The organism is Rhizobium sp. R634 (assembly GCF_002211305.1).
Taxonomy (GTDB): Bacteria; Pseudomonadota; Alphaproteobacteria; order Rhizobiales; family Rhizobiaceae; genus Rhizobium.
The window spans coordinates 57,348-72,309 of sequence record NZ_LOKW01000029.1 but is presented as its reverse complement, the minus strand read 5'-3'; the positions used below and the strand labels follow the sequence as shown (position 1 = coordinate 72,309).

11 protein-coding genes are annotated in these 14,962 nt (G+C 64.2%); 9 read left to right on the top strand and 2 right to left on the bottom strand.

Annotated features, from left to right (window positions below; all coding sequences use genetic code 11):
- Window positions 1–73 precede the first annotated feature (73 nt).
- From ATY77_RS31220 to ATY77_RS31180, 9 genes are read left to right on the top strand one after another with little or no spacing between them, the layout of a single operon-like run.
- The gene (locus ATY77_RS31220) at window positions 74–1,060 is read left to right on the top strand and encodes an ABC transporter permease (RefSeq protein WP_088673819.1); all 987 of its coding nucleotides are present in this window, start codon (window positions 74–76) and stop codon (window positions 1,058–1,060) included.
- A 12-nt stretch (window positions 1,061–1,072) separates the two neighbouring features.
- Window positions 1,073–2,206: an ABC transporter permease gene (locus tag ATY77_RS31215; protein ID WP_088690288.1), complete on the top strand. Its 1,134-nt coding sequence runs from the start codon at window positions 1,073–1,075 to the stop codon at window positions 2,204–2,206.
- Entirely contained in the window at window positions 2,196–3,245 is a 1,050-nt protein-coding gene (locus tag ATY77_RS31210) for an ABC transporter ATP-binding protein (RefSeq protein WP_088690287.1), read from the top strand. Before ATY77_RS31215 ends, ATY77_RS31210 begins: the two co-directional genes overlap by 11 nt.
- Complete coding sequence (locus tag ATY77_RS31205) at window positions 3,245–4,303, top strand: oligopeptide/dipeptide ABC transporter ATP-binding protein (RefSeq protein ID WP_088690286.1); 1,059 nt, start codon at window positions 3,245–3,247, stop codon at window positions 4,301–4,303. Before ATY77_RS31210 ends, ATY77_RS31205 begins: the two co-directional genes overlap by 1 nt.
- On the top strand, window positions 4,303–5,136 hold the full coding sequence (locus ATY77_RS31200; protein WP_088690285.1) for a 5-deoxy-glucuronate isomerase: 834 nt from the start codon (window positions 4,303–4,305) through the stop codon (window positions 5,134–5,136). The genes ATY77_RS31205 and ATY77_RS31200 overlap by 1 nt, the downstream gene beginning before the upstream one ends.
- Before the next feature lie 47 nt (window positions 5,137–5,183).
- Window positions 5,184–7,058, top strand: a complete 1,875-nt coding sequence (locus ATY77_RS31195; protein ID WP_088690284.1) for a glycosyl hydrolase — start codon at window positions 5,184–5,186, stop codon at window positions 7,056–7,058.
- An 11-nt stretch (window positions 7,059–7,069) separates the two neighbouring features.
- Window positions 7,070–7,888: a TIM barrel protein gene (locus tag ATY77_RS31190; RefSeq protein ID WP_088690473.1), complete on the top strand. Its 819-nt coding sequence runs from the start codon at window positions 7,070–7,072 to the stop codon at window positions 7,886–7,888.
- 4 nt (window positions 7,889–7,892) lie between these two features.
- Window positions 7,893–8,909 carry a hydroxyacid dehydrogenase gene (locus tag ATY77_RS31185; RefSeq protein ID WP_088690283.1) on the top strand — a complete coding sequence of 339 codons (1,017 nt, stop codon included), beginning with the start codon at window positions 7,893–7,895 and terminating at the stop codon, window positions 8,907–8,909.
- On the top strand, window positions 8,906–10,327 hold the full coding sequence (locus ATY77_RS31180; protein WP_088690282.1) for a mandelate racemase: 1,422 nt from the start codon (window positions 8,906–8,908) through the stop codon (window positions 10,325–10,327). Before ATY77_RS31185 ends, ATY77_RS31180 begins: the two co-directional genes overlap by 4 nt.
- Before the next feature lie 239 nt (window positions 10,328–10,566).
- Here ATY77_RS31180 and ATY77_RS31175 read toward each other — a convergent pair whose 3' ends face one another.
- Both ATY77_RS31175 and ATY77_RS31170 read right to left on the bottom strand, forming a co-directional pair.
- Window positions 10,567–13,719: an efflux RND transporter permease subunit gene (locus ATY77_RS31175; protein WP_088690281.1), complete on the bottom strand. Its 3,153-nt coding sequence runs from the start codon at window positions 13,717–13,719 to the stop codon at window positions 10,567–10,569.
- Window positions 13,719–14,819 (bottom strand): efflux RND transporter periplasmic adaptor subunit, encoded by a 1,101-nt coding sequence (locus ATY77_RS31170; RefSeq protein ID WP_190237721.1) that lies wholly within the window; start codon window positions 14,817–14,819, stop codon window positions 13,719–13,721. Before ATY77_RS31170 ends, ATY77_RS31175 begins: the two co-directional genes overlap by 1 nt.
- Between the last annotated feature and the right edge of the window lie 143 nt (window positions 14,820–14,962).

The following is a 14,962-nucleotide window of genomic DNA, read 5'->3' as shown; positions in this document are numbered from 1 at the left end:
GGGCGCCGTTCCGGAACCAGCCCCGCCCAATCACCCAGCCCGATCGGCGGTCGCCGGTTGAAGGAGCTAGAACATGGCCGGCTTCATCATCAGACGTCTGCTTTACATGATCCCGATGATGTTCGCGATCTCGGTCGTGACCTTCATCATCATCCAGCTGCCGCCAGGCGACTTCCTGACGGCGATGACCGCGCGTCTCGCCTCGCAGAACGAGACCGTCGATCCCAGTGTCATTGCGGGTTTGCGCGAGCGCTACGGCCTCGACCAGCCCTGGGCGGTTCAGTATTGGAAATGGATCAGCGGCATCCTGCTGCGCGGCGATTTCGGCCAGTCCCTCGATTGGAACAAGCCGGTCAGCGAATTGATCTGGGCGCGCATGGGCCTGACGATGGTGGTCTCGGTCACCACGCTGCTCTTCGTCTGGGCGGTGGCCTTTCCGATCGGCATATATTCGGCGGTGCGGCAATATTCGGTGGGCGATTACGTCGCCACCTTCTTCGGCTTCCTCGGGCTTGCCATTCCCAACTTCCTGCTGGCGCTGGTGCTGATGTTCGTCTCGGCACAGTATTTCGGCCAGAGCGTCGGCGGGCTGTTTTCGCCCCTCTATATCAACGCCGCCTGGAGCTGGGCCAAGCTCGGCGACCTCATTTCGCATATGTGGATCCCGGTCGTCGTGCTCGGCACCGGCGCCACGGCGGCGCTGATCCGCATCATGCGCGCCAATCTACTCGACGAACTCAACAAGCCCTATGTCGACATGGCGCGCGCCCGGGGCCTCAGCGAAATCCGGCTGCTGCTCAAATATCCGGTGCGCGTCGCGCTCAACCCCTTCGTCTCGACGGTCGGCTGGGTGCTGCCGCACCTCGTCTCCGGTTCGGTGGTGGTCTCCATCGTGCTCAGCCTGCCGATCACGGGTCCGCTCCTGCTCAACGCCCTGTTTGCCCAGGACATGTATCTCGCCGGCACCTTCATCCTACTGATGAGCATGTTGACGCTGATCGGCACGCTGATCTCGGACCTGCTGCTCGCCTGGCTCGACCCCCGCATCCGCAACGGCTGAAGGACGATAGATATGACCGATCAAGCCATAGCGCTATCACCTGAACCGATCAGAAATACCGCCGCTTCGGCAGGACAGTGGAAGCTCATCTGGTGGCGCTTCTGCCGTCACCGGCTCGCATTGGCGGCAGGCGTCGTCATCTTCCTCATCTACATGGTCGCCCTCTTCGCCGAGATCCTCGCCCCGGTGTCGTCGCAGACCTACGATTCCCGCTACACCTATGCGCCGCCCCAGCAGCTGCGATTTGCCGGCTATGACGCGTCGGGTGGATTTCACCCGCTCTATGTCAACGGATATTCGATGAAGGTCGACCCGATCGCGCTCAGCCGCACCTATGTGCCCGATCCGGCCGTCGTCATTCCCGTCGGCTTCTTCGTCAAGGGCGAACCCTATCGGCTCTGGGGGCTGTTCGATCTCGACCGTCACCTGATCGGCCCGGTCGAGGCGGGCAAGCCCTTCTACCTGTTCGGCGCCGACCGGCTGGGCCGCGATGTCTTCAGCCGGACGGTGCACGGTACCCGCGTTTCGATGTCTGTCGGCCTGATCGGTGTGGCGATCAGCCTGATCCTCGGCATCATCCTCGGCGGCATCTCCGGCCTTTACGGCGGCTGGGTGGACGATGTCATCCAGCGCTGCATCGAACTCATCAACTCGATCCCGACCATTCCGCTCTGGATGGGCCTTGCGGCCGCCGTTCCGATCAGCGCCGATCCGATCCTCGTCTATCTCTGGATCACGGTCATCCTGTCGCTGATCGGCTGGACCGATCTCGCGCGTGTCGTGCGCGGCCGATTCCTGTCGCTGAAGACGGAGGACTTCGTCATCGCCGCCGGTCTCGACGGCTGTTCCCGGATGCGGATCATCTGGCGGCATATGGTGCCGTCCTTCATGAGCCACATCATCGCCTCGGTGACGCTCGCCATTCCGACGATGATCCTCGCCGAAACCGCGCTCTCCTTCTTGGGCATCGGTCTGCGTCCGCCTGTGGTGAGTTGGGGCGTGCTGCTGCAGGAGGCGCAGAACATTCTCGCGGTCTCGAGCGCGCCCTGGCTGTTTCTCCCGGGCATCGCGGTGATCGTCACGGTGCTCGCCCTCAATTTCCTTGGTGATGGATTACGCGATGCTGCAGATCCCTATGAATACTGACTCCCATCTCGCCGCCGCCGGCGGCCGGAGCATCGAACGCGACCCGCTGATCGAAGTCGACGACTTGAGGACGCATTTCTTCGGCGGCGCGGGCACGGTGCGGGCGGTCGACGGCGTTTCCTTTTCCATCCCGCGCGGCAAGACGGTTTGCGTCGTCGGTGAATCCGGCTCGGGCAAGAGCATCACCGGCCGCTCGATCCTCAACCAGGTTCCGCGCGGCGGGCGCATCGTCTCAGGCGCGATCCGCTACCGGCCCGATCCGGCAGCACCCGCCATCGATCTCGCCGCGCTCGATCCGCGCGGCCGCGACATGCGGGCGATCCGCGGCGCCCAGATCGGGCTGATCAGCCAGGAGCCGATGGCGGCCCTGTCGCCCGTCCATACGATCGGCAACCAGATGGTGGAGGTGATCCGCTTGCATCTCAAGATGGGAAAGAAGGAAGCGCGCGAACACGCCATCGAGACGCTCGCGCTCGTCGGCATTCCCAGGCCGGCTGAGCGGATGGAAAGCTATGCCTTCCAGTTTTCCGGCGGCATGCGCCAGCGCGTCTGCATCGCGCTGGCGCTCGCCTGTCGCCCGAAACTGCTGATTGCCGACGAACCGACCACGGCACTCGATGTGACCACCCAGGCCAATATCCTCGATCTTCTCGCCTCGCTGCAGGCCGAATTCGGTCTCTCGGTGCTGTTCGTCACCCACGATCTCGGCGTGGTCGCCGAGATCGCCGACGAGGTCGTCGTCATGTATGTCGGCCGGGTGGTGGAGGCGGGCGACGTCGACACGATCTTCCACGCGCCGGTTCATCCCTACACCAAGGCGCTGCTGCAATCGGTGCCGCGCATGCACGGGCAGCCGAGCGAACGGCTGGCGACCATCGAGGGCATGGTGCCCTCGCGTTTCGACCGGCCGGAGGGCTGCAGCTTTCATCCCCGATGCAAAGAGGCGAGGGCGGGCCTCTGCGATCGGAAGGACCCCGGATCCGTCGTCGTCGGTGACGGGCACGTCGCCAGCTGCCTGCTTTACGAGGGGAGACAATGATGGCCGGTTCCCAAGCGCCGCGCAGCCCGCTGCTGGAGCTCAACGATCTCAGGATGCATTTTCCCATTCGCAAGGGCGCGTTCCGGCAGGTGGTCGGACATGTCAAGGCGGTCGACGGCGTCTCGCTTCGCGTCGAGGACGGCGAGACGCTCGGTATCGTCGGCGAATCCGGCTGCGGCAAGTCGACGCTCGCCCGCACCGTGCTGCGCATCTACCAGCCGACGAGCGGCGAGATCCGCTACCGCGACCGGAGCGGCGGCACGGTCGACCTCGCGGCCCTCTCAGGCCCCGCCCTCAAGGAAATCCACCGCGACCTCCGCATCGTGTTCCAGGATCCGCAATCCTCACTCAACCCGCGCCTTCCCGTCATCGACATCATCGGCGAGGTGCTTGGTGTCAACGGCATCGCCAAAGGCCGGGAGCTCGAGCATCGCGTCGCCGAGCTTATGCAGAGTGTCGGCCTGCGGCCCGAATATATGCGACGCTACCCGCATGCTTTTTCCGGCGGCGAACGCCAGCGCATCGGAATTGCCCGGGCGCTGGCGTCCAATCCGCGGCTGGTGATTGCGGACGAAGCCGTTTCGGCGCTCGATGTCAGCGTGCAGGCGCAAACCATCAATCTCCTGCAGGACCTGCAGGAACGGTTCGGCCTGACTTATCTCTTCGTCGCCCACGATCTCTCGGTCGTCCGGCACATCTCCGACAATATCGCCGTCATGTATGTCGGCCGGGTCGTCGAGAAGGCGCCGACGGAGCAGATCTTCTCGCGCCCGCTCCATCCCTATACCGAAGCGCTGCTTTCGGCGGTGCCGATCGCCGATCCGAGGTTGCGCCGTCACGGCAAACGCATCCGCCTGGCGGGCGAGGTGGCCGATCCCGCGCATCCGCCTCCCGGCTGCGCCTTTCATCCGCGCTGCCGCTACGCCACCGAGCTTTGCAGGCAGGAACTGCCGGCGCTGCGCACCGTCACTACCGATGGACATGCCGTGGCCTGCCATCACGCCGAATCGCTGACGCTCAATCCTTTCGCCGACCGTACCGTTCCGGAGTTCAATTGATGCCCGAATTCATTCCACGCTCCGAGCAGCGTCCCATTGTGGATACCTCCTCCAGGACGCTCGATCTCATCTACTTCGACCTCGTCACGCTTCCGGCCGGCGGCCGGGAGACGCGGCGGTTGCCCTTGCACGAAAGCCTCTACGTCGTGCTGTCGGGGCAGGTGGATATCGAAGTGGATGACATCAGCTTCGAAGCTGTGGGCCGGCGAGCCGATATCTGGGGAGGCGATGCGGATTCGGTTTACGCGCCCGTCGACGCCAATGTCCGGATATCGGCCCGTGGCGGCCCGGCGGAAGTCGCCATCGCCGGCGGCCTCTGCGACACGCGCTACGCCCCGTTCCGGGTCACGCCGGACGAGGTGGACGCGGTCAATGTCGGCTCGCCCGACACCCACAGCCAGCGGCGGATCGTCCACCTGCTCGGCCAGCGGCAGAATGGCCGCTGCGGCAACCTTCTGGTGAGCGAGCTCTATGCCGGCGAAGGCTGCTGGTCGGGCTATCCTCCCCACAAGCACGATACGGAAGACGGCGACGCCGAGACCCTGCACGAGGAACTCTATCACTACCGCTTCCAGCCCGAGACCGGCTTCGGCAGCCAGATCACCTATGACGACAATGGTCCGGTCAAGATCCTCATGACCCGCAACGGCGATACAGTCCTGGTCGATCGCGGCTACCACCCGACCGTCACCTCACCCGGGCATCACGGCTATATCTTCACCATCCTCGTCGGCAAGCACCGGCGCGGGCTGATCCAGCGCTTCGATCCCGCCCATCAGCACCTGACCAAGACCATCCCCGGCATCGATGCGATGCGCGACAAGTTCAAATAATCCGGCCTTTTTGCGCTGCCAGCCTTTCCTTCGAAGGAGAATGATCCATGCGTGAACGTACGCGAATAAGCGTCGATGCCGGTGAAGCAGTGCGTCCATTCAACCGGTTCTGGCGCGGCACCGGCTTTTCGCCGGCCGAGCTGCTGCTCGAACCCGAGATGCGCCAGATGCTCGCCTATATGGGCGGCCTGCCGAACGAGGGTATCCGCTATCTGCGCGTCCATTATCTCTACAATCTGCTGCGCGCGACCGGCGGCGAGGGCAGATTCGTCTACGACTGGTCGCTGCTCGACCGGGCGCTCGACGTGATGATCGAGCACCGTCTGAAGCCCTTCTTCGAGCTGATGGGCAACCCGTCTGATCTCTTCACCGATTACGAGGACATGGACCAGGTCAGGCGCTGGCGGGATCTCGTGACGGCGACGGCAGACCGCTACGGCGCGCGCTACGGCATGGACGAGTTGCGGACGTGGTATTTCGAAACGACGAATGAGGCCGACTCCGGCTGGTGGACCTACGGGATCAAGGGCTACACCAATTATTACGACGCCTGCGTCGCAGGCCTAGACACCGTCGATCCCGGCCTGCCGATGGGCGGACCCGGCACCGCCCGCACGCTCTCGCCGATCTTCCGCGCCCTGATGGCTCATTGCGACAGCGGCACGAGCTGCCTGAGCGGCGACGGCCCGCCGCGCCTCAACTACATCTCGATCCACGAAAAAGGCGTCAACGGCAGCAAAGACGACCTGACGCCGAAAACCAATGCCATCGTCGACCGCACGCTTCTCGTCGTCGACTATCTCAAGGAGCACCATCCCAGGCTTGCCGGCCTGCCGATCGTCAACGACGAATGCGATCCTCAGCTCGGCTGGAGCGATCATCACAGCTGGCACGGCAAGGCCTATTATGCCGGCATCATCGCCCGCATCATCGAGCAGCACGACCGGCGCATCATGGCCCCGAAAGCAGCTGATTTTACCTTCCTTAGCAATGACCACGCTTTTATCGGCGGCTGGAGCCAGCGCACGATCTTCGCCTACTTCGGCCCGCGCAATTTCACCAAGGCGCAGTGGGAGCACAAGACCGATCTGGATAAATTGGTCACCGACATCGACAGCGCGCCGCCCTTCGACATCATCAAGAAGCCTGGCCTCACAGCGATGGAGCTGCTGGCGACGCTCGGCGACACCGTCTGCAAGGTGACGGCCGAGCCGCCGCTCGCGCCCGATCAGGATGGCCTGGCGATCCTGCCGACACGGCTTTCGGGCGGCGGTGTTTCGATCAGCCTCATCCACAGCGTCGATGCCATCAACCGTTCGGGCCGGACCGCCGTCCGCCTTGAGATCGGCGGGCTCGCTCCCGGCCGCCACGCCCTGTGCCAGCTGCGCATCGACGAGGAATTCACCAATCCGATGGAGGTCTGGGAGGCCCAGCGCGACGAAAGCAATCCGCGCGGACCCTTCGAGCCGGTCGGCGCGCCGCCCGAACCTGGTGAAGCGCAGCTTGCCGAACTGCGCCGCGCCCAGGAGCCCGCCCTGCTGCACCCGATCAGCGTCATCGAATGCGACGAGGGCCGAATCAGTGTCGATCTCGACGTGCCACTGCCGTCGCTGACGCAGGTGCTCGTCGTTCCCGATACCGGCGCGGCCCCGGCCACACCGACCGGTCTTGCCGTCGAACGGTACCTCGGTCTCGGCGGCCGCGAGGAGCGCATGCTGTTCTGGGCAGCCGGCGATGCGAGCCCCGCCATCTTCTATGATGTCCTCGCCAGCACCGACGGCAATAGCTTCGAAAAGGTCAGTCCGGTGCCGCTGATCTCGACGGCATTCCTGCACATGTCGCCGGCTGAGGGGGTGCAATATGCGGTGCGCGCCCGCGATGCCTTCGGCCGCGGGAGCGAGCTTTGTATTTCTGGTCGATGAGCGAAGGCACCATGGATATCGCCTATTTCACCAAGACCCTGGAAGGCCTGCCGCTGGAGAAGGCGGCGGAGATCGCGGTCGGTTTGGGCTTCGACTGCGCCGATCTTCTCATCCGCGACGGCCACGCCGTTTGCCCCGACAGGCCGGAAGAGATCGTCAAGGCCGCAAAGCGCTTTGCCGCGGTCGGCCTGCGCACACCCATGGCGACCATCGACGCTACCCGGCCCGACGATGCCACGTCGCGGCTTCTCGGTTGCTGCGGCGAGGCCGGCATCGGCCAGGTTCGGCTCGGCTTCTGGCGCTATGATCCGTCCCGGCGCTGGAAGGCGCAGGCCGATGAGGCTCGGCGTGACCTTGACGGTTTCGAGCGCCTCGCCGAACGCTTCGGTATCAAGCTGACCGTCCAGCTTCACGGCGGAACCCTGCACAGCTCCGGCGCGCTGGCGGCGCAATTGCTGGCCGGCCGCGATCCCTCAAGGATCGGTGCCTATCCCGATCCGGCCAACCAGATCATCCGCGAGGGCAGCGAGGACTGGCGTCTGACCCTCGACCTTCTCGATCCCTGGTTCTGCTGCATGGGCGTCAAGAATTGCGGCTGGTTTCCCGGCGTCTATGGGGCACAGGGCCACCGTGCCTGGCATTCGGATTGGTATGGGCTCGATGAGGGCATGGTTCCCTGGAACGAAATCATCCCGCATCTGGTGATGAATGGCTTTGCAGGGGTGCTCTCGGTGCACTCCCAATACCGGCTTCCCCGGGAACAGGCGCTCGACAAGGCCCGCGCCGATCTCGCCCATCTCAGGCGCCTCGTCGCCGCAGCGAAAGAGTAGAAGCATGCGTGAACAAGCTTCCGTCATCGCCGTCCTTTTGACCGAAAAGACCCGCCGCATGATGCTCGACGATGCGGCGACCGCTGAGTTGAACGCCCTCGGCGACGTCCGCTGGCCGGCCGGCGTCACGATCGATGCCGCCGATGCCGACCGGTTGCTGCAGGGCGCCACGGCCTGCCTGACCGGATGGGGCACGCCGCCCTTCGATGCCGCCGCGCGCCAGCGCCATCCGCAGCTTGCCCTTGTCGCGCATTCGGCCGGCAGCGTCCGCACGCTCGTTCCCGCCCGTCTGTTCGACGACGGCCTTCGCGTCAGCCATGCCGCCTCCAAAATTGCCGCCTCGGTTGCCGAGTTCGTCGTCGCCGAAGCGCTGCTCGCGATGCGCGGCATCCACCTTCTGCATCATCGATTGCGTAGCGGCGGTGAATGGCTCGACGTCCGCGCCGCCGTGCCGCAAAGATTGCTCGGCGCCAGAACGGTCGCCATCGTCGGCGCCGGATATGTCGGCCGGGCGGTCATCCGCCTGCTCGTTCCATTCGGCTGCCGCGTCCTGGTCGTCGATCCCTATCTCGACGACAGCGAGGCCGCCGCGCTCAGCGTTGCCAGAACAGGATTGGACGAGGCGCTAGCGCAAAGCGACGTGATTTCCCTGCATGCGCCCGTTCTGCCGGAAACGCGCCGCATGATCGGCACCCGCGAACTGGCGCTGCTGCGGCCCGGCGCATTGTTCATCAATACCGCGCGGGCCGAGCTGGTCGATGAGGCGGCGTTGCTCGCGGAGATCCGCTCCGGCCGTATCGATGCGGCTCTCGATGTCTTCGACAACGAGCCGCTGCCTCAGGACAGTCCCTTCCGCGACCCCATGCTTGCCAATGTTACTATCTCACCGCATGCTGCCGGCCACACCGAAGAGGCGCATTTCGCCCAGGGGCGGGCCATGGTCGATGAGATCGGTCGGCTGCTGCGCCGGGAGCCGCTCCAACACGAAGTGTCGCGCGCCATGCTGGAGCGGATGGCATGAGCTTGGACAGAAGCATTGGAGGTTCCGTGACGGCGCCACGCATCAGAATTGTCGAGATCGATGCCTTCGAGCGCGAGATCAGCCTGCGCCTGCCGTTCCGCTTCGGCGCGGCGACGCTGGAAAAAGCGCCGCAGGCCTTTCTCAGGGTGCGTGTCGAGGACGAGGAGGGGAAAACCGCCGTCGGTGCGGCCGCCGAATTGATGGTGCCGAAATGGTTCGACAAGAATCCGGCGCTGACGCCGGCGCAGAATGTCGATCAATTGCGCGGCTCGATCCGCACCGCTGCCGACGCATCGCTCGAAGCGTCGGCGCCGGCGACATTGTTTGCCGCTGCCCGCCTGAACGAGATGGAAACCGCCCGCCGCCTACCTGGAAACCCGCTGGCCGCCGGTTTCGGTCCTTCGCTGATCGCCCGCGCAGCACTCGATGCCTATTGCCGCCTTGCCGGTATTTCCTTTTTCGACGCGGTGCGGAGCAATCTCGTCGGCGTTGGCGGCCCGATGCTGCCAGGCGATGTCGACCCGGATGCCGCGTCAGCGGTGCTCGCTGGCCTTCGCCCCGCTGACTCGATTGCAGCCCGGCATACGATCGGGCTGCTTGACCCCATTACCGAGGACGAGATCGTCGATCCGGTCGGCGATGGCCTGCCGGAAAGTCTCGAGGCAGTGATTGCCCGCTATGGCAACCGCTGGTTCAAGATCAAGCTTTCGGGCGCGGCCGATGCCGATATCGACCGGCTGTCGCGGATCGCCGCCCTGCTGGACCGTCTGCCGGACTACCGGGTGACGGTTGACGGCAACGAACAGTTCGCCACCGCCGACGCGCTTGCCGCCCTCTTGGCGCGGATCGCGGCCATGCCACGGCTGGCGCGGCTGCGTGCGGCCATCGCCTTTGTCGAACAGCCGTTCTCGCGCGGGATCACCATGGAAACCCCGCTCGGAGCGCTGGCATCGCAGCTGCCTTTCCTGATCGATGAGAGCGATGATGGCGACGGCGCCTTCGCCCGCGCCCGGCGGCTCGGCTATACCGGCGTCTCCTCGAAAACCTGCAAAGGCATTTACCGCTCGCTCATGAAGGCGATCCGCATCAGAACGGACGGCGTGCCGGGGTTGTTTCTCTCTGGCGAAGATCTGACCTGCCAGGCCGGGCTTGCCGTGCAGCAGGATCTGGCGCTGGTTTCGCTGCTCGGCCTCTCCCATGTCGAGCGTAATGGCCATCACTATGTCGCCGGCATGCAGGGCGCGTCGCAGGCGGAGCAGGCGCGTTTTGCCGCTGCCCATCCCGATCTCTACGAGCAGGGGCGGGACGGGCCGCTGCTGTCGATCCGCGACGGCCGGATCGCCATCGCTTCGCTTGGGGCCGTCGGCTATGCGAGCGACGCCCTGCCCGATTTCGGATCGATGAAGCCATTGTCGTGAGACATGGCGACACTCAGCATAGAAAGCAGTGCTGTTCTGTTGAACTGTGAGACCGGATCACCCCGTTCCACCAATTGAAATGTCTTCCGACAGAGCCATACCTCCTGATTGGGATGCAGGACGCGCAGGCGGCTTGAGGCCGCCTGCGGGGGAACACGTCCCGCGGTCTGTTCCCGTGGGGGAGGGAACGCGACCGAAGAGGTTGTCGTCACCGGCTGCTGACGGAAGGGCAGTGGAGATCATCTCTGACCGTGCCCTCGCCGTGATTGCTCGGGGTGGAAGGCGATCGCCGCGTGATCGTTGGACGCATGCGGCTTATCTCCAGCGGTTTCCGCAGCCAGCCCGATCCGGCGCAGCAACCGCTTGAGGATCTGTTCCAGGTCGTCGACGAAGGTGAAGATGACCGGGATGACGATGAGGCTGAGGAAGGTCGACATCATCACGCCGCCGATCACGACGATTGCCATCGGCTGCCGGAAGCTCGAATCGCCGCCCGTGAGGCTGAGCGCGACCGGAAGCATGCCGGCCGCCATGGCAATGGTGGTCATGACGATCGGCCGGGCGCGCTTGTGGCAGGCGTCCACCAGGGCATCGAACCGGGACATGCCCTGACGGCGCGACATGATCGCATATTCGATGAGCAGGATGGAGTTTTTGGTCACCACGCCCATCAGCATAAGCAAGCCGATGACGGCCGCCATCGAGAAGCTGGTTCCGGTCAAAACGAGCGGCAGCAGTGCGCCGCCGAGCGAGAGCGGCAGAGCCATCAGCAGGGTGAGCGGCTGCAGGAAGTCGTGGAAGAGCAGCACGAGAACCGCATAGATGCAGAATACGCCGATCGCCATGGCAAGGGCGAAGCTCTGGAACAGCTCCGAACTGCGCTGAAGCTCGCCCTGTTCGACGAGGGTGACGCCCGACGGCAGGTGTTGGAGCGCCGGCAGGGCCTGCGCCTCGCGATTGACGTCGCCGAGGATGCGGCCGTTGAGTTCGACGGAAAGGGTGACATTGCGCATCCGGTCGATGCGGTCGATTTCGGAAGGGCTGCCGCCGATCTTCACATCGGCGATCGATCCGAGGTCGACATTGCCGTTGGTTCCCGTCACCCGCATGTTCTTGATGTCGTCCAGATTGGTGCGTGTCTCGGGGCTGAAGCGGACGACGATCGGAATCTGGCGCTGCGGCAGGTTGAGCTTCGGCAGGTCGGCCGAATATTCTCCATTCGTCGCCACGCGTACGGCCTCGGCGACGGAACTCGATGTCACGCCGAGCGCTGCTGCGCGGGCAAAATCGGGCGTGATCTGGATTTCGGGCGCCTGCCTCGCCGCGGTCGACGTCACCGCGCCGATACCCTGCAGCGTGCGGAGCTGTTCCTCGAGCGCCGTGCTGGCGCTGTCGAGGACATTCGCATCGTCGCTCGCCAGCGTGATATCGAGCTTCGTGCCGTTGCCGCCGCTGCCGACCTCCACGCGTACGCCGGGGAGGATGGAGAGTGCCTGGCGCATGTCGTTTTCGATTTCTGACTGCTTGCGATTGCGATCGCCGATGGGCGACAAGACGGCGACGATCGTGGCGGAGCCGACATCGCTCGTCGTGCTGCTGTCGGGGCCGCCGCCCGAGGATGCGGATCCGACGGAGGAAAAGACACGCGTGACATCGTTGAGCTTTCCGACGATATCGGCTGCCTTTCTGGCCGCGTCGTCGGTCTGCTCGATCGTGGCGCCCGGCTGCATGGTAAGCGTGATCTGGGTTCGCGCGTCGTCGGAAGCGGGCAGGAAGCCTGATTTCAGCAAGGGAATGGTGGAAAGCGAGAGCGCGACGAAGACGGCGGTCACGGCGACCGTCGTTTTCCGGCGGTTCATGGCGGTTTTCACGACTGCCATATAGGCGCGCATGATGCGGCCGTCCTTTTCCTCCGTCGGATGGGCCTTCATGAAATAGGCGGCCATCATCGGCGTCAGCAGGCGTGCGACGACCAGCGAGGCGAGGACGGCGACGGCGGTGGTGATGCCGAATTGGCGGAACAGAAGCCCCGGGATGCCGCTCATGAAGGCGGTCGGCAGGAAGACTGCGACCAGCGTGAAGGTGGTTGCGATGACGGCAAGCCCGATCTCGTTGGCGGCTTCGAGGGCGGCGTCGATCGGCCGCTTTCCCATCTGCAGATGGCGGGCGATGTTCTCGATTTCGACGATGGCGTCGTCGACGAGGATGCCGACCACGAGCGACAGTGCAAGCAGCGTGATGATATTCAGGCTGAAGCCGCAGAGGTACATGACGAGGAAGGTCGGGATGACAGACAAGGGCAGTGCCACGGCCGACAGGATCGTTGCCCGCCAGTCCCGCAGGAAGAGCCAGACGACGACGATCGCGAGAATCGCACCCTCGTACAGCATGTGCATCGAACCATTGTAATTCTCGATGATCGGTCCGATCGTGCTGTAGGCGTCTTCGATCTGCACGTTGGAATGCTTGGAGGCGAACTGCTTGATCGCCGTGTCAACGTCGTCAGCGACACCGCTGTCCGAAAACCCGTTCGAGCGCTTGATCTCGACCGCGATCACCGGTTTGCCATCGAGATAGGCCATCGAGGACCGCTCGGCGAAGCTGTCGGTGACGGATGCGACATCGTCGAGGCGAACCTGCTGGCCGTTCGCCAGCGGAATTCTGAGCGCCTTCAGCGCTTCGACCGAGGGCAGGGCGCCGAGCGTGCGCACGGTCTGGCGGGTACCGCCGATTTCGCCAAGCCCGCCTGACGTATCCGCCTGCACGGCCTTTAGCTGCGATGACACGGTCGCCGCAGTGACCCCAAGCGAAGCCATGGTCGCAGGGTCGAGATCCACATGAACCTCGCGGTCGATCCCGCCGATGCGGTTGACCTGCCCGACGCCGGGCACGGACAGCAGCGCCTTGGTCAGGTCGTTGTCGACGAACCAGGAAAGTTCGGTCTCGTTCAACGCGGTCGAGCGTATGGCATAGGTGACGAGCGCGGAGCTCTGTACCGTGACCTTGGTGACGCTTGGGCTTTCCATCTGCGCCGGCAGATCGCCTTTGACGCTGTCGACGGCATTACGGACTTCATTCAGGGCTGTTTCGCTGTCTTTCTCAAGCTCGAAGGAAACCTTGATCGAGACGGTGCCATCGGTGATGGTCGTGGTGATATGGTCGAGATAGCTGAGTGCGGCGAGACTGTCCTCGATGGTGCGGGCGACCTCGGTTTCGAGCTGCGTCGGTGCTGCGCCGTCGAGCGTTGCGGTGACGCTGATCGTCGGAAGGTCCATATCGGGGAAGTTCTGGATCGGCAGCTGCTTGAAGGCCAGGAGCCCGCCGACGGCAAGCATCACGAACAGCAATATTGCCGGTACGGGGTTGCGGATCGACCATGCTGAGAAGTTCATCAGTTCGTCTCCACAATCTTTACGAGGTCGTTGTCCGACAGGAACGCGCCGCCCGAGCTCACTACTTTCGACGAGCGGTCCAGTCCGGAGACGATTTCCACCTCCCCATCGTTGCGGCGGCCGGTTTCCACCCGGATCCTTTGCACCCGCTGATCCTCGCCTGAAGTGAAGACGTAGCTAATGCCGTCACGGAACACGATCGCCGTTTCAGGAACGGTCAGCGCCGGGGAAGTCTGCAGTTCGATGTTGCCGGTCACGTAAAGCCCGGTGCGCGGGCGCGTGTCGGCTGGAAGCGTGACATAGACGATCGCCCGGCTGGTATCGGTGCTGACCGACGGTCCGACAAGCCTCACCTTGCCTTCGATGGCCTGGCCGTCCGGCCCGTTGATCCTGACGCTCAAACCTTCCGAAATGCGCGGGAGATAGCGGGCGGAAACCTCAGCCTGCCATTCGATCCGCTGCTGGCGCACCATACGGAACAGCTCGGTGCCCGTAGAGACGACAGCGCCGAGATTGGCGGAACGCGAGGTGATGACGCCGTCATCGGCCGCTGTGATGGTCGTCTGGGCGAGCTTGATCTTTTCGCTATCGAGTGCGGCCTCTTCCGATGCAAGGCTTGCCGTCGCCGTCTGCTCGTCGGCCAGATATTCGACGATTTTCTCGTCAGAGAGCGCGCCGGAGGGTTGGAGCTGCCGTGCCCGGTCGGCATTGGCCTTGGCCTTCGTAAGGCTTGCCTTGGCATTCTCGACGGCCGCCTCCTGTTTGCGCAGATCGGCCATCACGCTCTCCTGCGAAAGCCGGACGAGCGTCTGTCCCTTCGTGACCACGGAGCCGACATCGACCAGCACATCGGTGATGCGCAGGCCGCTCGTCTCCGAGGCGATGATCGCTTCCTGCCACGGTTTTAGCCACCCGCTCGCGGGAACGGTCTCAGGCCAGTCCCGTTGCGCAGGCGCCGTCAGGGAGACGGTGAGCGCGGTTGCTGCAGCCTGTTCCGCCATGGCAAGACGGACGGGGGAGGCAAGCGCCGCCGCAACAAGAACGGTGGCAAGTATTCTGGAGGATTTTCTCAACAAAGCATTCCTTGTGGTCAAAGGCATCGATGCCTTTGGATCCGCGCGAAGGCGACGAAGGAGTGCCGCTCATGTCGAGGCAACCCGGTCCTGGTGCGCGTCGATGTCATGGGCAGGATAAGTAACGGGGCGAACGTTAAGCGCGGTCAAGTTAGTGTTAAGTTAGGTAA